This window comes from Microbacterium sp. 1S1 (assembly GCF_008271365.1).
In the GTDB taxonomy this organism is placed as follows: Bacteria; Actinomycetota; Actinomycetes; order Actinomycetales; family Microbacteriaceae; genus Microbacterium.
The window spans coordinates 2,563,158-2,583,974 of record NZ_CP043430.1; the positions used below are offsets into that span (position 1 = coordinate 2,563,158).

The 20,817-nt window shown below is 67.7% G+C and carries 21 protein-coding genes; 11 read left to right on the forward strand and 10 right to left on the reverse strand.

Annotation, left to right across the window (positions count from 1 at the left end; genetic code table 11):
• The first annotated feature begins 41 nt into the window (after positions 1 to 41).
• The 3 genes from tatC to lnt are packed head-to-tail and all read left to right on the forward strand — an operon-like array spanning position 42 to position 4,806.
• Entirely contained in the window at positions 42 to 800 is a 759-nt protein-coding gene (gene tatC / locus FY549_RS12420; RefSeq protein ID WP_149086105.1) for a twin-arginine translocase subunit TatC, read from the forward strand.
• Positions 797 to 3,271, forward strand: coding sequence for a DEAD/DEAH box helicase (locus FY549_RS12425; protein ID WP_149085294.1), 2,475 nt, complete (start codon positions 797 to 799; stop codon positions 3,269 to 3,271). The genes tatC and FY549_RS12425 overlap by 4 nt, the downstream gene beginning before the upstream one ends.
• 11 nt (positions 3,272 to 3,282) lie before the next feature.
• Entirely contained in the window at positions 3,283 to 4,806 is a 1,524-nt protein-coding gene (gene lnt, locus FY549_RS12430; RefSeq protein ID WP_149085295.1) for an apolipoprotein N-acyltransferase, read from the forward strand.
• Here lnt and FY549_RS12435 read toward each other — a convergent pair.
• From FY549_RS12435 to FY549_RS12450, 4 genes are all read right to left on the reverse strand, one after another.
• The gene (locus tag FY549_RS12435) at positions 4,803 to 5,186 is read right to left on the reverse strand and encodes an RNA polymerase-binding protein RbpA (protein ID WP_060921636.1); all 384 of its coding nucleotides are present in this window, start codon (positions 5,184 to 5,186) and stop codon (positions 4,803 to 4,805) included. The genes lnt and FY549_RS12435 overlap by 4 nt on opposite strands.
• A gap of 116 nt (positions 5,187 to 5,302) precedes the next feature.
• Positions 5,303 to 6,079 (reverse strand): glycerophosphodiester phosphodiesterase family protein, encoded by a 777-nt coding sequence (locus tag FY549_RS12440; protein WP_149085296.1) that lies wholly within the window; start codon positions 6,077 to 6,079, stop codon positions 5,303 to 5,305.
• Positions 6,076 to 7,005 (reverse strand): SPFH domain-containing protein, encoded by a 930-nt coding sequence (locus tag FY549_RS12445; protein WP_149085297.1) that lies wholly within the window; start codon positions 7,003 to 7,005, stop codon positions 6,076 to 6,078. Before FY549_RS12445 ends, FY549_RS12440 begins: the two co-directional genes overlap by 4 nt.
• An 8-nt stretch (positions 7,006 to 7,013) precedes the next feature.
• Positions 7,014 to 7,487 carry an NfeD family protein gene (locus FY549_RS12450; RefSeq protein ID WP_149085298.1) on the reverse strand — a complete coding sequence of 158 codons (474 nt, stop codon included), beginning with the start codon at positions 7,485 to 7,487 and terminating at the stop codon, positions 7,014 to 7,016.
• A 123-nt stretch (positions 7,488 to 7,610) separates the two neighbouring features.
• On the opposite strand from FY549_RS12450, the gene FY549_RS12455 reads away from it, so the two are divergent.
• On the forward strand, positions 7,611 to 8,375 hold the full coding sequence (locus FY549_RS12455; RefSeq protein WP_149085299.1) for an SDR family oxidoreductase: 765 nt from the start codon (positions 7,611 to 7,613) through the stop codon (positions 8,373 to 8,375).
• Between the two features lie 61 nt (positions 8,376 to 8,436).
• On the opposite strand, the gene FY549_RS12460 is transcribed toward FY549_RS12455, so the two are convergent.
• Complete coding sequence (locus FY549_RS12460; RefSeq protein WP_149085300.1) at positions 8,437 to 9,024, reverse strand: HdeD family acid-resistance protein; 588 nt, start codon at positions 9,022 to 9,024, stop codon at positions 8,437 to 8,439.
• Positions 9,025 to 9,203: 179 nt separating this feature from the next.
• Between FY549_RS12460 and FY549_RS12465 the strand changes: the two genes are divergently transcribed.
• The 4 genes from FY549_RS12465 to FY549_RS12480 all read left to right on the forward strand — a co-directional run bounded on the left by FY549_RS12465 (position 9,204) and on the right by FY549_RS12480 (position 13,855).
• Positions 9,204 to 9,602 (forward strand): helix-turn-helix transcriptional regulator, encoded by a 399-nt coding sequence (locus FY549_RS12465; protein ID WP_149086106.1) that lies wholly within the window; start codon positions 9,204 to 9,206, stop codon positions 9,600 to 9,602.
• Between the two features lie 5 nt (positions 9,603 to 9,607).
• Positions 9,608 to 10,018, forward strand: coding sequence for a VOC family protein (locus FY549_RS12470; protein WP_149085301.1), 411 nt, complete (start codon positions 9,608 to 9,610; stop codon positions 10,016 to 10,018).
• Between the two features lie 27 nt (positions 10,019 to 10,045).
• Positions 10,046 to 12,403 (forward strand): ATP-binding cassette domain-containing protein, encoded by a 2,358-nt coding sequence (locus FY549_RS12475; protein WP_149085302.1) that lies wholly within the window; start codon positions 10,046 to 10,048, stop codon positions 12,401 to 12,403.
• Between the two features lie 792 nt (positions 12,404 to 13,195).
• Positions 13,196 to 13,855: a hypothetical protein gene (locus FY549_RS12480; protein ID WP_149085303.1), complete on the forward strand. Its 660-nt coding sequence runs from the start codon at positions 13,196 to 13,198 to the stop codon at positions 13,853 to 13,855.
• A gap of 370 nt (positions 13,856 to 14,225) precedes the next feature.
• On the opposite strand, the gene FY549_RS12485 is transcribed toward FY549_RS12480, so the two are convergent.
• On the reverse strand, positions 14,226 to 15,011 hold the full coding sequence (locus FY549_RS12485) for an N-acetylmuramoyl-L-alanine amidase (protein WP_149085304.1): 786 nt from the start codon (positions 15,009 to 15,011) through the stop codon (positions 14,226 to 14,228).
• Complete coding sequence (locus FY549_RS12490) at positions 15,008 to 15,514, reverse strand: hypothetical protein (RefSeq protein WP_149085305.1); 507 nt, start codon at positions 15,512 to 15,514, stop codon at positions 15,008 to 15,010. Before FY549_RS12490 ends, FY549_RS12485 begins: the two co-directional genes overlap by 4 nt.
• Before the next feature lie 85 nt (positions 15,515 to 15,599).
• On the opposite strand from FY549_RS12490, the gene FY549_RS12495 reads away from it, so the two are divergent.
• Entirely contained in the window at positions 15,600 to 16,295 is a 696-nt protein-coding gene (locus FY549_RS12495) for a hypothetical protein (protein WP_149085306.1), read from the forward strand.
• Positions 16,296 to 16,334: 39 nt separating this feature from the next.
• Here FY549_RS12495 and FY549_RS12500 read toward each other — a convergent pair whose 3' ends face one another.
• Positions 16,335 to 16,640: a VOC family protein gene (locus tag FY549_RS12500; RefSeq protein ID WP_200838670.1), complete on the reverse strand. Its 306-nt coding sequence runs from the start codon at positions 16,638 to 16,640 to the stop codon at positions 16,335 to 16,337.
• Between the two features lie 19 nt (positions 16,641 to 16,659).
• Between FY549_RS12500 and FY549_RS12505 the strand changes: the two genes are divergently transcribed.
• Positions 16,660 to 17,985 carry an MFS transporter gene (locus FY549_RS12505; RefSeq protein ID WP_149085307.1) on the forward strand — a complete coding sequence of 442 codons (1,326 nt, stop codon included), beginning with the start codon at positions 16,660 to 16,662 and terminating at the stop codon, positions 17,983 to 17,985.
• An 18-nt stretch (positions 17,986 to 18,003) separates the two neighbouring features.
• The gene (locus tag FY549_RS12510) at positions 18,004 to 19,185 is read left to right on the forward strand and encodes a DUF4232 domain-containing protein (RefSeq protein WP_149085308.1); all 1,182 of its coding nucleotides are present in this window, start codon (positions 18,004 to 18,006) and stop codon (positions 19,183 to 19,185) included.
• Between the two features lie 15 nt (positions 19,186 to 19,200).
• Here FY549_RS12510 and FY549_RS12515 read toward each other — a convergent pair whose 3' ends face one another.
• Positions 19,201 to 20,013 carry an arginase family protein gene (locus FY549_RS12515; protein ID WP_200838669.1) on the reverse strand — a complete coding sequence of 271 codons (813 nt, stop codon included), beginning with the start codon at positions 20,011 to 20,013 and terminating at the stop codon, positions 19,201 to 19,203.
• Between the two features lie 56 nt (positions 20,014 to 20,069).
• Positions 20,070 to 20,816 carry a formylglycine-generating enzyme family protein gene (locus FY549_RS12520; RefSeq protein ID WP_149085310.1) on the reverse strand — a complete coding sequence of 249 codons (747 nt, stop codon included), beginning with the start codon at positions 20,814 to 20,816 and terminating at the stop codon, positions 20,070 to 20,072.
• Position 20,817: the final 1 nt, after the last annotated feature.

Sequence of the window (20,817 nt, forward strand, 5' to 3'; positions counted from 1 at the left end):
TCGAACCGACCGTGACGCCGACGGCGGATCGGGATCGGCGGATGTCGCTCGGCGCGCATCTCGTCGAACTGCGCAAGCGTCTCATGTACGCGGCGATCGCTCTCGTCGCAGGCATGGTCGTGGCGTTCCTCATCGCGGATCCGGTGATCCACTTCATCACCGAGCCGATCCGTATCATCTCGGACCGGCGGGGCGATGACTTCAGCGCTCTGAACTTCGGGACAGTGACGTCCGCGTTCGACATGCGCATGCGCATCGCACTCACGATCGGATTGTTCCTCTCCGCGCCCGTCTGGCTGTGGCAGATCTGGGCTTTCATCATGCCCGGACTCACGCGCAAGGAGATCCGATACACGGTCGGCTTCGTCGTCGCCGCGGTGCCCCTGTTCTTCGCGGGCTGCTACCTCGGGGTGCAGATCATGCCGCACGTGATCGAGCTCATGTGGGGCTTCACGCCCGAAGGGGGCACCAACTTCTACTCCGCCCAGGAGTACTACGACTTCGTGTTCAAGCTGATGATCGTCATCGGCATCTCGTTCGTCCTCCCCGTCTTCCTCGTGGCACTCAACCTCGCCGGGGTGATGTCGGGACGGGCGATCCTCAAGGGCTGGCGGGTGGCCATCCTCATCGCGACGATCTTCGCCGCCCTGGCGACCCCGGCGGCGGACGTGGTGAGCATGTTGATGCTCGCGGGCATCCTCATCGTCCTGTTCTTCGCAGCGGCCGGGCTGTCGCTCCTCTTCGACCGGCGCAAGCGCAAGCGCGACATTGCCGCTGGTCTCGTCCCGGACGCCACATGAGTTCGCCGTCCGAGCGATACGCGCAGGCGCAGGAGAGCGCGGCGCACCCGGAGACCGCAGCGTTCGCGGCACGCCAGCGCTTCCAGCTCGACCCGTTCCAGGTCGCCGGGTGCCACGCCCTGGAGAACGGGCGCAGCGTCCTCGTGGCGGCACCGACCGGCGCGGGGAAGACCATCGTGGGGGAGTTCGCCATCCACCTCGCGATGCAGACCGCGACGGACAAGGCGTTCTACACGACGCCGATGAAGGCCCTCTCGAACCAGAAGTTCCGCGAACTCGTCGATGTCTACGGTGCGGACGATGTGGGACTGCTGACCGGCGACACGAACATCAACGGCAACGCCCGCATCGTGGTGATGACCACCGAGGTGCTGCGGAACATGATCTATGCCGACTCTGCGGCGCTGCGGGATCTCCGGTATGTCGTCATGGACGAGGTGCACTACCTGGCGGACCGTTTTCGCGGCGCGGTGTGGGAAGAGGTCATCATCCACCTCCCGCCTCGCGTGCGGCTGGTGTCGCTGAGTGCGACGGTCTCGAACGCCGAGGAGTTCGGCGACTGGCTCGACACGGTCCGCGGGGACACCGAGGTGATCGTCTCCGAGATCCGTCCCGTGCCGCTCGAGCAGCACGTGTTGGTCCGCGATGACCTCCTGCCGCTGTTCGACGACCGCGCGGGCATCGCCACCGCCCAGGTGAACCAGGAGCTCATGCGCATCCGCTCCTTCACCGGGTCGACCTACGAGAGCAACCGGCAGGCTCAGTCGTACCGCAGCAACCGGCACGCGGGTCGCCAGGCCGCCCGTCCTCCGCGCGGGGGTCGCCGCCCGGTGCGCGCCGCGAACGCCCGCCGGATCGAGCGTATGGACCGTCCGGAGGTCGTCGAGCTGCTGGAGCGCTCGAACCTCCTGCCGGCGATCTTCTTCATCTTCAGCCGGGTCGGGTGCGATGCGGCGGTACAGCAGGTGCGCCGCTCCGGTCTGCGGCTGACTTCATCGGAGGAGCGGGCCGAGATCCGCGCGATCGTGGAGGAGCGCACGCGCACACTGCAGGACGAGGATCTCGGCGTGCTGGGCTACTGGGAGTGGCTGGACAACCTGGAACGAGGTGTCGCCGCCCATCACGCCGGCCTCCTCCCGGCCTTCAAAGAGGTCGTCGAGGAGCTGTTCCAGCGCAAGCTGCTCAAGGTCGTCTTCGCCACCGAGACCCTGGCCCTCGGCATCAACATGCCGGCGCGCACGGTGGTGCTCGAGAAGATGGAGAAGTTCAACGGCGAGGCGCGCGTCGCCATCACCTCCGGCGAGTACACACAGCTCACGGGTCGCGCCGGCCGGCGCGGGATCGACGTCGAGGGTCACGCGGTCGTGCAATGGAGCGAGGGCATGGACCCCCAGGCGGTCGCGGCGCTCGCGTCGCGTCGGACCTATCCGCTCAACTCGAGCTTCCGGCCGACGTACAACATGGCGGTCAACCTGATCGACCTGTTCGGGCAGGCCAGGGCGCGGCAGATCCTGGAGTCGTCATTCGCCCAGTTCCAGGCGGACCGCGCGGTGGTCGGGCTCGCCCGCCAGGTGCGGGAGGCGGAGGAGTCGCTGGCCGGCTACCAGTCGGCGATGGCGTGCGAGCACGGGGACTTCCCGGAGTACGCCGCCATCCGCCGCGAGCTGAGCGACCTCGAGAAGAAGAACAGACAGGACACCCAGGCACCGCGGGCGGCGCGCGACAAGCGGATGAAGCGGATCCAGACGCTCCGCACGCGGATGCAGCGCCATCCCTGTCACCGCTGCCCTGACCGCGAGAAGCACGCCCGCTGGGCCGAGCGCTACTGGAAGCTCAAGCGCCAGACGGATCGCACGCGGCGGCAGATCGAGACGCGGACCGGCACGGTCGCGCGCGTCTTCGACCGTGTAGTGGAGGTGCTGGAGACACTCGACTACGTCCGTCGCGACGAAGAGGGGATGCAGCTGACCGACGCGGGGCGCACGATGCGCCGCATCTACGGTGAGCGTGACCTCCTCGTGGCCGAGTCCCTGCGTCAGGGTCTCTGGACGGGGCTCGATGCGCCGTCGCTCGCCGCGATGGCTTGCTGTCTCGTTTACGAGCCGCGCCGAGACGAGACCAACGCGGGGGAGCGGGGGCTGCCACGCGGAGCCTTCCGTGCCGCCTACGACAAGACCACCGCGCTGTGGGCCGAGCTCGACGATCTCGAGCAGGACCACCAGTTGCCCGGGAGCGAACCCCTCGCGGCCGGGCTCGCCGGCGCGATGCACACCTGGGCACGAGGCGGGATGCTCGACCGCGTCCTCATCGACGCGGATATGGCCGCCGGAGACTTCGTGCGGTGGGCGAAGCAGACCATCGACCTCCTCGACCAGCTGTCCATCGTCGCCGAGGACGCAGCGCTCGCCCGCACCGCCCGGGCCGCGCTCGACGGCGTGCGTCGCGGCATCGTCGCGTACTCCTCGATGTGAGATCCGCCCGTATGACCGAAGCCCCTCTTCGCCGGCGCGCCCTGCTGCCCCTGTGGGCTGCCGTGCCTGCTGCCGCCCTCGCCGCTCTCCTCATGGATCTCGCGTTTCCCGAGGCCGCGGTCTGGATCTTGGCGTTCCCGGCCACCGCGCTGCTGCTGCTTTCCTTGATCGGGCGGCGGGCCGGGGGAGCGCTGCTGGTCGGGCTCGTCTACGGCATCGTGTTCTTCGCGCTGCTCGTCTCCTGGACGTCGCGGTACCTCGGGCCCCTGCCCTGGGCGGCGCTGAGCGTGGTCGAGGGTGTCCTCACGGCCGTGGCGCTGATCCCGCTCACCCTGGCGTACCGATGGGTCCCGCGGGCGTGGCCGAGCGCCGCAGGGCGCCTGCTCACCCTCCCGGCCGTCGTCGCAGCGCTCTGGGTCGGCCGGGAGCTGTTCCTCGGCTGGTGGCCGTACGGCGGTTTTCCGTGGGCCCGGCTCGGGATGAGTCAGGCGGAGAGTCCGCTGGCGTCGCTGTCCTCCTGGGTCGGGGTGAGCGGGCTGAGCTTCCTGATGGTGTTCCTCACCGCCATGGTGATCGAGATCGTGCGCACCGGGCTCTGGCGCCGGCCGGTCACGCTGCTCGCGCCCGCCGTGCTCGTTCTCGTCCTCGTCTTCATGCCGCTCTTCCCGACCACACCGTCCGGGTCGATGCGCATCGCCGCGGTGCAGGGGAACGGGCCGACCGGCTACTTCGACGACCGTGAACCCTTCGCCGTGATCCAGGCGCAGACGGAGGCGACGGAACCGCTCTACGGCGAAGACGTCGACCTCCTCGTCTGGCCGGAGGGGGGCCTCGACACCGACCCCTACGCCAACTCGTCCATCGCACGGCGGATGACCCTCGTCTCGAACCGCATCGACGCGCCGCTGCTCGCCAACGCGGCCACCGGCCGCGGTGACCGCTACTACAACACGTCCATGCTGTGGCTGCCGGACGGCACAGCGCCGCAGAAGCACGACAAGCGTCACCCGGTCCCGTTCGGCGAGTACGTGCCGGACCGCCCCTTCTTCAACGCGCTCGTCCCCGACCTCATCGGCCTGATCCAGCGCGAATACACGCCGGGGACGAACCCGCCGATCATCGAGGTCGATGACGTCCGGGTCGGCCTCGCGATCTGCTTCGACGTGATCTACGACGACGTCATCACCGAAGGGCTCGCGGATGGGGCCGAGGTGCTCGTGTTCCAGACGAACAACGCCGACTTCCGCGGCACGGACGAGAACCTGCAGCAGCTCGCTTTCGCACGGATGCGGGCGATCGAAACCGGCCGGAGCGTCGTGAACATCTCGACCGTCGGCACAAGCCAGGTCATCCTCCCGGACGGGCGCACGGTGACGAGCCTGGACGCCGATGAGGCCGGAGCGATGCTCGAGGATGTCGAGCTCCGCTCCGGCCTCACGGCGGGAATCGTCCTGGGCCCCTGGCTGCAGCAGGCGCTGCTGTGGGGCGGTCTGGGCGCACTCGGTGTCGGGTGGTGGCGCGCCCGTCGGCGTTAGGCGCCGATCTTCTCGCGGGTGGGGTCCTCGCCGGCACCGCGACGGGCTCGGATGTACGCGAGGCGCTCTTCGAGAAGCTCCTCCAGCTCCGCACGGGTGCGACGCTCCATGAGCATGTCCCAGTGCGTGCGGGCGGCCTTCTCATCGGTGGCCTCGAGGGTGACGGCCTCGCCGTCGACCTTCAGGCGGGCTTCCGCTCCACAGGAGCGGCACTCCCACGTCTGAGGCGGTTCGGCATCGGCCGCGAACATGAGCGTGGTGTCATGTCCGCAGGTGTCACAGGTGTAGGTGGTCTCACGGCGCTCCATGAAAACGACGCCCTCTTCGCTCTGTAGGCTCTGGGCGCCGAGTCGGATGCCGCGCAGGCTGCGATCTGCCATTGTGTGGTCCTCTCGTCGCTGTCAGGTATAACGTTCGAGCCTGTGCGCTTCATCCATGCGACAGCGTTCTCCGCGGTATTCACAGCGGAATCCCAGCGCCGGGGGATATGAGGCGCTCAGGGCGTGCGGAGCGTCGCCACGGCGAGGTCGCCACGATCGGTCACGATGCCGTCCACACCCAGGGCGACGAGACGGCGCATGTCCTCGGCGTCGTTCACGGTCCACACGTGGAGCTCGGTGCCTGCGCGATGGGCAGCGCGGAGGAGTGCAGGCGTGAGCACCTTGACGGCCCCACGACGCTCCGGGATCTGGAGGGCGTCGATCTCCCGCAGCAGAGCGCCGGGGGAGAGGCGCACCGCGGAGAGTAAGCGAAGCGCCGCGATCGTCCGGCTGCCTCCCGATGTCGCCGGGCGGAGCGCGGCCCCGGTCTGTCGCACCGCCTCGACGGTCGCTCGACGGTTGGCGTCCGAGAAGCTCGTCACGAGGACTCGATGCGTATGTGCGGAGAGGATCGGCCCCAAGGGTGCCGCCGCAGCACGCGTCTTCACATCGATGTTGAAGCGGAGTTCGGGGAACGAGCTGAGCGCCTCGGCAACGGTCAGCAGACCGCCATGCTCGGCGAACAGCGTGCTGAGCTCTCTGGTCCGCACCTCACGCACCGCTCGGGGGTCGTCGAGCAGCCGCCGCAGATCGGGATCATGGAGGAGCACGACGTCGCCGTCTGCGGTGACCTGGCAGTCCGTCTCGACGTACTCGACACCGGCGGCATGGGCAGCGGCGAACGCCGCAGCGGTGTTCTCCCAGACCCCGGATTCCCGACCCTCCGCGGTGATGAGACCGCGATGCGCCAGGATCCGAGGATGCTCCGTCTTGGTGAAGTACGGGTGGGTCACGCGCCCGCGGAAGGGGTGGTCGGACCGGAACCCGTCTTCGGGGTGAACGCCGTGCCGATGCCCTTGAGTGCTTCGGTCAGCTCGCTCGGGATGATCCACAGCTTGCTGGACGGACTCTCGCTGATCTTCGGAAGCATCTGCAGGTACTGGTAGGCGAGGAGCTTGTCGTCCGGCGCCCCCTGGTGGATCGCGGTGAAGACGCTCTGGATGGCCTCGGCCTCACCCTGCGCGCGCAGCACGGCGGCCTGCTTGTCACCTTCGGCTCGAAGGATCTCCGCCTGCCGGAGTCCCTCGGCTTCGAGGATCGCGGACTGCTTGGTCCCCTCCGCGGTGAGGATCGCGGCACGGCGATCCCGCTCGGCGCGCATCTGCTTCTCCATCGAATCCTGGATGGAGACGGGCGGGTCGATCGCCTTGAGCTCGACGCGACCGACGCGGATGCCCCACTTGCCCGTCGCCTCGTCGAGCACGACGCGGAGCTGGCCGTTGATGTTGTCGCGGCTTGTCAGCGCCTCTTCGAGGTTCAGGCCGCCGACGACGTTGCGAAGCGTCGTGGTGGTGAGCTGCTCGACGGCGCCGAGGTAGTTGGCGATCTCATACGTGGCGGCGCGGGCATCCGTCACCTGGAAGTAGACCACCGTATCGATGGAGACGACGAGGTTGTCCTCGGTGATCACCGGCTGCGGCGGGAAGGAGACCACCTGCTCGCGCATATCGATCAGCGGCCGCAGGCGGTCGATGAACGGCACGAGGATGTTGAGGCCGGGAGTGAGCGTCTTGTGATACCGACCGAGCCGCTCCACCACACCCGCCGTGGCCTGGGGGATGATGCGGATCGCCCGCGCGATCGTGACGATCACGAAGATGATGACGGCGATGACCAGAATCCAGATGATCACGGTCGGGATGATCGATGCGTCGTCCACGCGAGCTCCTAATCGTTGAGGGGTCGGACGATGGCGGTGGCACCGTTGATGGCGCTGACCGCGACGGGCGCCCCCGAAGGGATGGCCATGGGTGCAGCCGTCCGCGCCGTCCAGGTATCGCCGTTGGCGAGTTTGGCCTGACCGGAGATCTGCGTGATCTCGCTCAGCGCGATGCCGCGGAGGTCGACGAGCGCCTCGACGTTGGAGCGCGCCGGGTCGGAGCCGCGGTGTAGTCGGCGCAGCAGCGGAGGTCGGAGGAAGAGGATGAAGAGAGCGGCTGCGGCCGCGGCGATGAGGATCTGGATCCACACCGGAAGCCCGAGGAAGTCGGTCACGAGTCCGATGACACTTCCGAAACTCAGCATGAGGAAGGTGAAGTCGAGAGACAACATCTCGATGACGAGGAAGACGGCGATGAGGACGAGCCAGCCGATCCATGCCCAGTGGTCGATGAACGTGACGAACGTCGAGAAGTTGTCCATGCGGCCTCCTTTGCCGTCAACGTACCACGCGCGCCGCCACCCGTCCGGCCGCCACCGCGGGCCCCTTGGTAATCTGTGAGAGCCGTGCGCTCACGGCGTTCCACCCACCATGAGGAGTCACCCGTGACCGACGTTCTTCCCGCAGGATCCCTCGACGGCAAGGTGGCCCTCGTCACCGGCTCATCGCGGGGGATCGGCGCCGACACCGTGCGGTACCTCGCCGAGGCCGGCGCCGACGTCGTCATCAACTACCGGAACAAGGCGCCGCGCGCGGAGAAGCTCGCGACGCAGCTGCGCGAACTCGGCCGCCGGGCACTGGTCGTCGGCGCGGACCTCACTGATCCGGCGTCGGTCGCCGAGATGTTCGACGCTGTCCGCACCGAGTACGGGCGCCTCGATGTGCTGGTCCTCAACGCGTCGGGCGGCATGGAGTCGGGTATGGCTGAGGACTACGCCCTGAAGCTCAACCGCGACGCGCAGCTCAACGTCCTCGACGCCGCGAGGCCGCTGCTGTCGGACGGCGCACGAGTCGTGTTCGTGACCAGCCACCAGGCGCACTTCATCCGCACGACGCCCACGATGCCCGAGTACGAGCCCGTCGCGCTGTCCAAGCGGGCCGGTGAGGATGCGCTGCGAGAGCTCATCCCCGGTCTCGCAGAGAAGGGGATCGGCTTCACCGTGGTCTCGGGAGACATGATCGAGGGCACGATCACCGCGACGCTGCTCGAGCGCGCGAACCCCGGCGCCATCGCCGAGCGTCGCGAGTCCGCCGGCCGTCTCTACAACGTGTCGGAGTTCGCGGCAGAGGTGGCCAAGGCGGTCGTCGACCCCGTGCCCGCCGACAACACCCGCCTCGTCGGCGACGTGAGCGCCTTCGCCGCGGAATAGTCGTCGGACGCGAGACGCCCCGGACCGCTGCCGCAGGTCCGGGGCGTCTCGCATCTGCGGATCAGACGGTCGAAGCGGCCGTGGTGAACGCCTTCTCGTCCTTCCCGAGCGTGATCGCGCGGATGATCTGCACGATACCGAGCACGACAAGCGAGATGCCCAGGAGCAGCCAGAGCGCGAAGCCGGCGATGACCGGCGAGAAGAGGACGATGATCCCGGCGATGATGCTCAGGATGGCGTAGATCAGCGTCCAGACCCGCGATCCGTCGCTGCCGAGCAGCGAGAGCGCCACGACGCCGTCGACGATCCAGCTCACGCCGATGAAGATCACGACGACCAGCGCCAGGGTGGCGGCGGCGACGTTCAGGTTGAAGAACGCGATGACGCCGGCGACGATGTAGAGCAGGCCGAGCACGATGTGTCCGACGCGGGACCAGCCGCCCTTCGCCCGGGAGAAGATGCCGAGGCCGATGTAGACGACACCGGCGACGATCAGGTAGGACGCGAAGATCGCCGTCACGATGACGGCCGATTTCACCGGCCAGACGAGCAGCGCGATGCCGGCGAGCAGCGCGAGCACGCCGGAGACCGCGAGAGCGACACGGATCGATTTGAAGAACGACTTCGTTTCTGCGAGTGCTTCAGACATGGCGGGGAACCCCTTCTGAGAGAATCCTGTGAGGATGCCCCCAGGGTAGCGCCGGAACTCCGTGAGTGGGGGAGGACCTCACCCGCGCGTCGCGGACGGTCATTCCCTGACTTCCGGCGTCATGGCAGGATCGTCTCGTGACACCGGTGGAGGAGGCTCGCCTGCGCGAGCTGGTCGTGATGCGGAAGGTCCGTGACCGCATCGATCGGGAGTACGCGAAGCCCCTGGACGTCGAGGCTCTGGCGCGCGGCGTGCATCTGTCCGCGGGGCATCTCAGCCGTCGCTTCCGGGAGACCTACGGCGAGTCCCCGTACTCCTATCTGATGACACGGCGGATCGAGCGCGCCATGGCCCTGCTCCGGCGCGGCGATCTCAGCGTGACGGAGGTGTGCTTCCAGGTGGGGTGCTCGTCGCTCGGGACCTTCAGCACGCGGTTCTCGGAGCTGGTCGGTGTCTCACCGCGCGTGTACCGTGAACGCGCCGCCAACGTCGAGGGCATCCCGTCGTTCCAGGCCAAACAGGTCACCCGACCGATCAGGAATCGAGAAGCGCCGCGCCGCGAGGCGCACCTAACGTGAGCATCATGAAAATCAGCATCCACTACGCCTTCCTCCCGCACACCGACGCCGACGCGGCGCTCGGCTTCTACCGCGACGCCCTGGGGTTCGAGGTCCGCAACGACGTCGGCTACGACGGCTTGCGCTGGTTGACAGTCGGCCCGGCCGGCCAGCCGGAGACCTCCATCGTGCTGCATCCGCCGGCGACTGACCCCGGAATCACCGACACCGAGCGGCAGACCATCCTGGAGCTCATCGCGAAAGGCAGCTACGGCGCGCTGACACTCGCGACCGACGACCTGGACGACCTCTTCGACCGTCTGGTCGCTGTCGGCGCCGATGTCGTCCAGGAGCCCATGGACCAGCCGTACGGCGTACGCGACTGCGCGTTCCGCGACCCCGCGGGCAACCTGCTCCGTATCAACCAGGCCGCCTGACGGCCCCTCCACCACGAAGGACGCCGCATGACCGCTGCCGAGCACCCCGCGGACACCCACGATCTCATCCGCGTGCAGGGCGCGCGCGAGAACAACCTCAAAGACGTGAGCGTCGACATCCCGAAGCGACGCCTCACAGTGTTCACCGGTGTCTCGGGGTCGGGGAAGAGCTCCCTCGTCTTCGACACGATCGCCGCCGAATCGCGCCGGATGATCGACGAGACGTACAGCGCGTTCGTGCAGGGCTTCATGCCTTCCGTTCCGAGACCCGACGTCGACGTGCTCGAGGGCCTCACCACGGCGATCATCGTCGATCAGGAGCGGCTCGGCGCCAACCCTCGTTCGACCGTCGGCACGGTCACCGACGCCAATGCGATGCTGCGCATCCTGTTCAGCAAGCTCGGCAAGCCCTACATCGGCGGGCCGACCGCGTTCTCGTTCAACATCCCGACGCAGAAGGCGAGTGGCGTGATGACCGGGCCGGGCGGCGAGAAGAAGATCGTGAAGGACGCGATCTACCTCGGCGGCATGTGCCCACGATGTGAGGGCAGGGGAGTGGTGTCGGACCTCGACCTGTCTCAGATCGTCGATGAGTCGAAGTCCCTCGAGGAGGGCGCGATCATGGTGCCCGGGTACACGGCCGACGGATGGATGGTGAAGGGATTCTCGCAGTCGGGGTTCTATCCGGGCGACAAGCCCATCTCGTCGTTCACCGACAAGCAGCGCCACCTCTTCCTCTACGGAGAGGTCACGAAGGTCAAGATCTCTGGCATCAACATGACCTATGAAGGCCTGATCCCGAAGATCACGAAGTCGATGCTCTCGAAGGATCTGGACGCCCTGCAGCCGCACATCCGTGCCTTCGTCGAGCGGGTGGCCACCTTCGCGGTGTGCCCGGAGTGCGACGGCACGCGTCTCACCGAGGGAGCACGGTCGTCGAAGATCGACGGCGTGAGCATCGCCGACGCCTGCCGCATGCAGGTGACGGATCTCGCCGCCTGGGTCCGGGGCCTCGACCTGCAGGGTGCGGGGCCGCTGCTGGAGACCCTGAGTGCCAACCTCGATGCTTTCGTCACGCTGGGGCTGGGTTATCTGAGCCTGGAGCGGCCGTCCGGCACGCTGTCCGGGGGAGAGGCGCAGCGCATCAAGATGCTGCGTCACCTCGGCTCCTCGCTGACCGACGTCACGTACGTGTTCGACGAACCCACCATCGGACTGCACCCGCACGACATCCAGCGCATGAACGGGCTGTTGCTCCGCCTTCGCGACAAGGGGAACACGGTACTCGTCGTCGAGCACAAGCCGGAGACGATCGCGATCGGCGACCATGTGGTCGACCTGGGGCCCGGTGCCGGAAGCGCCGGGGGAGAGATCTGCTACCAGGGGAGCATCGAGGGACTTACGGCCAGTGGAACGCTGACAGGGCAGCACCTCGACGACCGCGCGCAGCTCAAGGACGCCGTGCGCGACCGCACCGGCGCGATCGAGGTGCGCGGCGCCTCGACGAACAACCTCCAGGATGTGGACGTCGACATCCCGACCGGCGTCCTGACCGTGGTCACGGGCGTCGCGGGCTCCGGTAAGAGCTCGCTCATCCACGGTTCGGTGACCGGACGCGAAGGCGTGGTGGCGATCGATCAATCCGCCATCAAGGGCTCGCGTCGCAGCAATCCCGCCACGTACACGGGGCTGCTCGAACCCATCCGTAAAGCCTTCGCGAAGGCGAACGGGGTGAAGCCCGCCCTGTTCAGCGCGAACTCCGAGGGCGCGTGTCCCACGTGCAAGGGCGCCGGTGTCATCATCACCGAGCTCGGATTCATGGACACCATCGAGACCCCCTGTGAGGACTGCGGCGGTAAGCGCTTCCAGGCGGCGGTGCTGGAGTACAAGCTCGGCGGCAAGGACATCACCGAGGTGCTCGACCTTCCGGTGTCCGAGGCCCGCGTCTTCTTCAGCGAGGGCGAGGCGAAGCTCCCCGCCGCGGCTGCCATCCTCGGACGCCTGGAAGACGTGGGACTCGGGTACCTGTCGCTCGGCCAGCCGTTGTCGACGCTGTCGGGCGGTGAACGACAGCGCATCAAGCTCGCGATCCAGATGGGTGAGAAGGGCGACGTGTACGTCCTGGACGAGCCGACGACGGGCCTGCATCTCGCTGACGTCGACACGATCCTCGGCCTGTTGGATCGGCTTGTCGACGCCGGCAAGACGGTGATCGTGATCGAGCATCATCAGGCGGTCATGGCGCACGCAGACTGGATCATCGACGTCGGACCGGGAGCCGGCCATGACGGTGGCCGCATCGTGTTCGAGGGAACGCCCGCCGAGCTCGTGGCGGACGGGTCGACGTTGACGGGCGAACATCTCGCGGCGTACGTCAACGCATGATCGAGGGCCGCAGTGGCGGCTTTCCCACCCTCTCTCGTCCCGCCAGATCCCGGATTTGGATTATCCGATAATTGATACCATGTCAACTATCGTTGACCACGATCAGTCTCAACCTCGCCCAGATACCTATCTCCTGTTGTGGACGCGGAGGGATCGAGCGCATCGAGCACGCGCTCGTCAAGACCAAGCAGTGTGATGGCACGCATGAGAGTGCTCAACTTCGGCTCGGACAACGCAGCAGAATACCCAACGGCTTGCTCGCTGCGGGGTCGGACGAAGTCAGTGTGCCGAGTGCATCAGGCTGGCTTCGATCGATGGACGGAGCAGCCAAGAGATCTTAGTCGGTTGGCAGGGCTTTGTCTGTCGGCCGAACGTCCTACAGACACGGAGCTTGCGGGTCGGCGATGCTAAAGCTTCGAGTCACTCAGGGAGATAGCTCGTGACGAAGAAGTTCTCGACAGTATCGTCACGCGGGGCGAAGGCGCTGATAGCCGGGGATCGCCACCAGGTCGAAAGTGATACATTTCATTTATGACGGTGTGGATCGTGTACTTGGAAGAAACTCCTGGTTTCATCGGCGTTTTTGACGTCGAGAGCGACGCGTACGAATTCCAGGAAAAGTATGCCGCTGATAGCGGACTCTCAGTTCTGCTTACCCCCGTCTCTGTGCCTTATCGGGTCGCAGGAACAGATGGGCCTCTTTATTCGCAGTAGACGCTACGACTCTCCTACGGCGCGTCAAGCGGCTCGAGTGTCTAGCGAAGTTTTAGTTGACGAGAAAGATATTCAAAGATGAGACACCGTCACCACCGTAAGTTCGGTTTCATTATCGCTGGATCTTTGATCCTCGGGATCGTCGCAGCCGGCGGCAGCCCGGCTTACGCGGAATCATCAGGGAGCGACGCGCCCAACCTCCCGCCACTCACAGCGGTGAGCTCGGCGGACGTTCCCGACGAGTACCTCGTCTACCCGGATGGAACACCACTTCCTGTTGATGCGGTGGTGATGACGAACGCGGAGATGGATGCACTTGGGTCGGACACGAGCATCGGCGCTCCTGAATCGACGCCAGGTGCGACCACGAGAGCGACGGTAGTAGGAAATTGTCATTTTGCGGTGGGACAAATGTGGAAGAGATCATCCGGACAGGGGTTCCCCTCCGGTTCTGTGGGCGCGAAGCCAGCAATCTCTAATTGTTGGGGAGCCGTCACCAAGACGTACATCAAGTCCATCGTTTTCATGCATAACGGGTGGCTCTGGGTTCCCGTTACTAAAGCCTTCGAGAGTTTTGGCACGTGGAACATGGTGCAAAAAAGTGTCCAGTACAAATGCAATGGGACCGGGCAGCACACGTTCCGCGTTGTCTCGTATTTCAAAGCCTCTGGGGCCAAGGATGTCACCGCTGCGTCAGCTCAGCTCAGCTCCGGCGATTACAAGCTCCAGTGCGGCTAAAGAACTGTCTGATCTCATGACGCGGTGAGCAATCGCTGCACTGAACCCGAGCTGGCCCGTCACCCTCGAACCCGTTACCGTCATCTCGGACTACGAATGACGACTGCTCTCGAACAAGACGCTCGTCCACGCACTCGAGTCCGCATCAGCGGAAGTCGAGCGAGGCAAGATCGTCCCGGCTCAACGTCGACACGTCGCCGCTGACCAGCAATACGAAGAAGGCCCACGTCCGGACGTGGGCCTTCTTCGTATTGCAGCGCGATCCAACGCTACGAACGAGCGAGATCGGCCAAATCTTAGTGAATGACATTAACCGATAATGTACATTATGTCAGGTAGTTGAGGAAGCCCCTCTCCTCAGCCCGTCTCGTCATGACGAAGCGAGTATCTCCCGCGCCCGCGTCACGATGTCATCCACTCGCGATTGGAGGAATGGACCGGGACACTCCGTTCCCGACCACGTCTCCTGGTGGGTGATGACGTGCTCTCGGTCGATCTGGAAGCGCACCGGAACGCCGTCCAGCGTGCGCCCGTCGAAGCCTGCGAGCCACGCGATCATCTGCGCGATCTCCTCCACCTGCGCGGTGGTCACCGTGTACTCCGGTGCTCCGGTGAAATCCAGCGTCTCGACCGCCACGGACCGCCAGTTCCAGTCCGCGCCGGTGGACGACGGCTTCGCTCCCGGGCGGATGGTCTCGATGACCGAGCCGTCGTGTCGCAGATAGAAGGTGGGCGCCGACGATCTCCGGTTGCAACGGGAGAAGAAGTCCAGCTGGTCGGATGTCGTGCCGGTGTGGTGGATGATGAAGCGGTCGATGACCGGGCTCACGGTTCGACGTTCGCTGCCCGCGATGCTCCGGTCAGCGCGCACCGTGGGGTGGGCGCAGTCCTCGAAGCCGAGCGGGACCTCGAGACCCACGACCGCGCGGGGGTAGACCGGCTCGTACTCTGGGAGCCCTCGGGGGTTGTCCGGGCTGCGTCCGGTGTCGCCTGCCTCTCCCCCGGAGTTCGCGGAGAGCCAGATGCCGACGCCGGTCACCGCGACGCCGGTTCCGGCAGCGATGAGCAATCCCCGCCGCGTGTGCGTCGGGACGTGCTCATCGGCGTCCCGTGCTCCCGGGTCCTCCGGATGCTGAGCCTCCCTGCGCGTGCTCACGCGGCCTGCTCGTCGTCTCGCGGTGCTAGGAACTCACGCCGCGGGCGTCGTCCTGGCCAGACGAAATGCGCGACCGAGAAGGCGAGGACCGACCACGAGACGACGAACGCCCACCACGGCAACGCCGCTCCCCCGCTTCCGCCCGCCAGCACGACCGACACGATGCAGGCGCCGAGTCCGACGACGACGCCGAGGACCGTGATCTCGCCGTGGGCGAGCCACCGCGCGCGCAGCGCCGAGACGAGGCGAAGGGGCAGGCCGATCACGAGGGCGGCGATGATCGACACGACGGACAGGACGACGGCGATGATGCTCGCCCCGATGAAAGACGTCACACCGTCGTACTCCTCCGCGGCACCGAGCGCCAGGAAGAATGCCACGATGAACAGGAAAAAGCCACCGACGAAGAACTGGCCGAGGATGAGCGAGGCCGTCGAGTCGTCGGCTCCCCGAAAACCCCCGCGTTTTCGCAGGTCTGCGGGGACACGGCGAGGCGAGGTCATATCGCGATCCTACGAGGTGCGGCTTCCCGAGGGCGGGTACTCCCTGCGGGCTCCCGGTAGGTCTCGCGACGACTAGGGTGATTGCGTGAGCGATGGGGCCGAGAACGCAACTGCTGACAGTCGAGCGCGTCGGCTCACATGGGTCACCGGCGGAATCCTCCTCCTCCTCTCGGTCGTCATCTGGTTCACAGCCCGCGGGGCGCTCGCCGGCTTCGCGTTCGTGAAGGATGCCGTGTTCGCAGCGGCGGCCGTTCTGTTCGTGATCGGTGTCGGGCGTGCGGGTAGCGTCACCGATCGGCGGCCAGTGAGCACCGTCGCGACCCTCGCGCTGGCTGTCGTTCCGTTCGCGCAGTCCCTCTGGTTCGGCCTCGTCCCGGCGTCGCCCGGCGACCCCAACGCGCGCGAAGACGCCTGGGTGCTTGCAGCCGTGCTGTATTACGGCAGCCTGGCCACGCTCGCGATCATCGCCTCTGTCGGAATCGGACGCGCGAGGGTCCTCCCGTCGCCCTGGCGCTGGGCCCCGCTGTGGGTCGTCTTCTGGACGCCACTCGCTTTCGTCGTCGGGATCACCGTTTCCTCGTCGGTGCCCTTCGACACCGCGACATCGAGGATCGCCGGTCATCTCGTTGTCGACGGGCCCGCGATCGGCACCGCCTTCCTCGGCATCGTCGCCCTCGTCCTCGGCATCCGCGAGCAACGCCCGCGCATCGCGCCGGTCACCAGCACCTGGCTGTCCCCACTAGCCGACGATCCCCCGTTCCTCAGCGACTCATCCTCGTAGTCCGGAACTCCTCCGCCCGCCGCGCTGTGATCTGCGGCGCTAGTGGGAGGACCAGACGCCGAGCTCGCTGCCGCTCGGGTCGGCGAAGTGAAGGCGCCGGCCACCGGGGAACGCATACGGCTCCTGCAGGATCCGGCCGCCCGCGTCTTGGATCGCCTCCCTCGTCGCATCGAGGTCGTCGGAGTAGAGCAGCACGAGCGGACCGCCGACGGGTCGCGGCGCGTCCGCGAGCAGCAGTCCGCCGACCTCGCTCCCGTCTCCGCGGGGCGAGAGGATGCCCGCATAGCCAGGGCCGTAGTCCTGGAAGCTCCATCCGAAGGCGGTGGTGAAGAAGCGCTTCGCCACGCAGGAGTAGCGTGGAAGGGTGCCTCAGGTCTCCCACTCCCCCGTCTCCACGCCGGGGTGGCGGGCCTGGGCGATCTGGTCCGTCGGCGTCGCGGCCTACGTGCTCGCCATCACCAACCGGACGTCTCTGGGCGCCGTCGGTGTCGAGGCCGCCGACCGGTTCCAGGCGGACGCCTCCACGCTCGCGCTGTTCGCGGTGGTGCAGCTCGCCGTCTACGGGGGGATGCAGATCCCGGTGGGGGTCCTCCTCGACCGCTACGGCTCCCGTCCGATCATCACCGCGGGGATGCTGCTCATGGCGGCCGGACAGCTCACGATGGCCCTCTCCCCCAGCATCGCCATCGCGATCATCGCGCGCGTCCTCCTCGGAGCCGGCGACGCCGCCGTCTTCCCCGCCGTGCTGCGACTGGTGGCGACATGGTTCCCCGCGCAGCGAGGCCCCGTCATGGTCCAGTTCACCGGGATCATCGGGCAGGCCGGGCAGCTGATCGCACTGGTACCCGTTGCCGCCCTGCTGCACGCGACGACCTGGACGATCACGTTCGGCAGCATCGCCGGCCTCGGCCTGCTCTTCACGATCCTCGTGTGGCTCATCGTGCGCAACAATCCCGCCGAGAGCGGTCCCGATGTCTCGGTGAACACGGACACCGGAGTCGTGCGTGTCGTGACGTCGGCGATCGACACGGGCGTCGGCATCCGGGCGGCGTGGGCGCATCCCGGCACGCGGCTCGCGTTCTGGTCGCACTTCACCACCCCGTTCGCCGGCACGGTGTTCGTCCTGCTGTGGGGCATGCCGTTCCTCACGGCCGGCGAGGGGCTGACCACCGCCCACGCGGCGGGGATCATCTCGATCTACGTCGTCGCGGGCATGGTCCTCGGCCCGATCATCGGCGACCTCTCCCGGCGTCTGCCGAATCACCGCTCGCTCGCCCTCGTCCTCCCCGCCGTCGCCGTGCAGATGGCCGCCTGGATCGCGGTCATCGCCCTTCCCGGCCCCGCCCCGGACTGGCTGCTCTGGGTCCTGGCGGTCGCCCTCGCGACCGGGGGCCCGGCATCGATGATCGCCTTCGACCACGCCCGCACGCACAACCCCGTGCATCGCCTCAGCACGGCAACCGGCGTGACGAACGCGGGTGGCTTCATCGCGGCCCTGATCGCCGTCTTCGTGATCGGTCTCCTCCTCGACGCCCAAGGCGCCGGCACTCCGGACACGTACACGCTCGACGCGTTCCGTGTCGCGTTCCTCACCCCGATCCCGCTCTGGGTCCTCGGGGTCGTGTTCATACTGATCGAACGCAAGCGGACGCGGATCCGCATGGGGCTGGATCCCGAGCGGCGTCGCTGAGCGCCCATAGGATGAGGCATGGCCTCCGCTCACCCGTCGAACGCCGCCCTCCCGAGCGCCCGAGACACTCGCACGGGGCCCCCGTTGACGGCGGGACTGCTCGCCGGGCTGCTCCTCGGCATGCTGTGGATCGTCTCCGGCGCCATCGCCCGACTGACCGGTTCCGAGATCGTGCTGACGCGTTTGCTGAGCTTCGCGGCGATCGGCCCGCTGCAGAGCCATGCCTGGCTGCTCCCCGGCGCGTGGGGCGTTCTGGTGCTGGTGATGACGGCCGCCGTGCTGTGCAGCGTCGTCGGGATCGTGGCACGCGGCGCGCGGGGGCTCGGTCGGGCACCCGCATTCCTCGTGCTCTGGTTCGGTGCCGTCCTCGCCGCAACGGCCGTCGGGCTGTGCGACGACGTCACTCGGGTGCTGTCTTTCCTCCCTCTCTCAGGCCTGCACGGTCTCACGGCGGCGGTCGTGGAGTCCGCGCCGGACACCGCCTACTGGGGACTCGCCTGGGGATGGATCCCCGCCTGGGCCTTCTCGCGCAGAGCCGGTGAGGAATCTGCGCGGCGGTGGTCCCCGCGCCTTCTCGGTGTCACCCTCGCGAGCGTGGTCGCGCTCGTCGTCGTCGGGAGCCTGGCCGATGCCGCGTGGCAGCGCCAGACCGTCGAGGAGAACGCCGCGCTGCAGGACGCCACCGACGAGGCGGGAGCCTTCGTCGATCCGGCGGCCGTGGGCGATCCGGTGCCGGAGCGGGCCCCGGGGGCTTCGACACCCCAACTCCCCGCAGACGCCTGCACCCCCGACAACGCCACGCTGCTGCTCGGAACCGCCGACGGGGCCACGGGGCATCGCGCCCAGAGCATCCGGCTGATGAACGTCGGTGAGGAGCCCTGCGTGGTCGAGGGGTATCCCGACATCGCGTTCGCGGATCAGAACGGCCATGCGCTTGAGGTCGAGGTGCGCCCCGGTTCCTCATTCCTGGCGACCGACCCCGGCTCCGTGCCCGTCACCGTACCGCCTCAGGGCGAGGCGACCGCGGTGATCGGCTGGGACGCCAATGCCACGGCCGGTGCTCTCGTGGCGCGTGCGCTGCACGCCGCCCTGCTCCCCGGATACGACCGCGGTTCGTGGCCGGTTGAGCTCGACATCGTGTCGGGCTCGCTCGTCGAGATCACGGCCTGGCATCTGGGGGACGCACCGGCCGCGCCGTGACGGCGCTCCCCGCCGTTAGCGCAGCAGGTGCTGAAACGTCTCCACGATCAACTCGACGCTGACGCGCTCCGGCACCTCCGCGTCACCCGCTTCGAACTCGGCGAGCTCCACGCCGCGGACGTCGGCGGCCGGGATGGCGGCGAACAGCGCGGCCACCTGGTGCGGCAGCAGACCGTCGCCGACCCGATAGGCCGCGGGGATGTAGCCCGGCTCCAGGACATCCCAGTCGACATGGATCCACACCGGGCGCCCGGCGATGAGTTCACCCAGCCGCTGCGGGGTGCTCTCCGCGGGGCTGAGGACGGTCACTCCCGCGCCGGCGAGGAGCTCTCCCTCGGCGGGGTCGATGTCGCGGCCGCCGACGACGATGACCTGCCGCGGGTCGAGGCCCGCCCCCTGGCCGCTGTCCCACAGCCCGCAGGCGGCGGCGAGGACCATGCCGCCGAGGTAGCCGGAGTCGGTGGTGTCCGGCGTGTTGAAGTCGCCGTGCGCGTCGATCCACAGCACCACCGCGTCGGGGTGGTGCTCGGCGACACTCGGCAGCGTTCCGAGGCTCGCGGCACAGGTGTTCGTCACGAGGAGCGGCGTCGTCTCCCCCGCGATCGCCTCCTGCACCGCGGCACGCAGGCCCGCGAGTGTGTCCGCGGCCTCCGGCAGCGCGACCGACCAGTCATCGAGCCGAGCCGGCTCCGGAGTGCCGACCACCACCGGCTCCTGACGCAGAAGCGAGGACAGCGCGTCGGCGACGCGGCGCGCCCCGACGAGCGCTCCGTCGGTGCGGTCGGCGACGCGACCCTGGTTGAGGATGAGCGCGAAGGGCCTGGTCATCCGCTCAGTCTCGCACCCGCCGCAGACCGCGACCAAAACCGCTCGGCCGGAGCGCGCTATCGCCGGCGCGGAGTCCATCCCGACGGCAACCCGCCGTCGACGAAGGCGCGGTCCCGATCCGCTGCCGCCGACCAGCCCTGCGCCTCCTCCTCGGTGTCGAAAGCGCCCCGAGCCACGCGGAAGCCGACATCGTCGTGGTGCATGCGCGGCGCTCCCCCACGGCGGACGGAGGCGCGCACGCTCCAGGCGTCGTCCGCGAATCCGCCACCGCGGAACACGCGATAGTCGTCGTACCGCGCGGGGTCGAGGAGATCCCAGCACCACTCCCAGACGTTGCCGAGCGTGTCGAAGAGCCCGTGCAGGTTCGGGAGCTTCCCGCCCACGTCCTGCGGTGTGCCCACGCCGTCGGCCGCCGTCCAGGCGGCCTCAGCCAGCGGCGCGTAATGCGGTCCGGTGGAACCGGCGCGGCAGGCGTACTCCCACTCGGCCTCCGTCGGCAGTCGGAAGCCGTCTGCCGTGGTATCCCAGGCCACGTCCTCACCCTCGAAGTGGTAGACCGGGTCCAGTCCCTCCCACTCGGACGCGGCGTTGCAGAAGTGGATCGCGCGCAGCCAGCTCACGTCGGCGATCGGGCGGCGAGGATGCCGTGACGGTGTGCCCAGGACCTCGGTGACCTGTTCTTCGGTCACCGGGAAGACACCGAGGGCGAAGGCTTCGAGCTCCACGGTACGACGCGTGCGACGCCGGGCATCGTGCAGCGTGACCGTTCCGGGCGGGAGACGAACGAGGTCGATGTCGCTCATG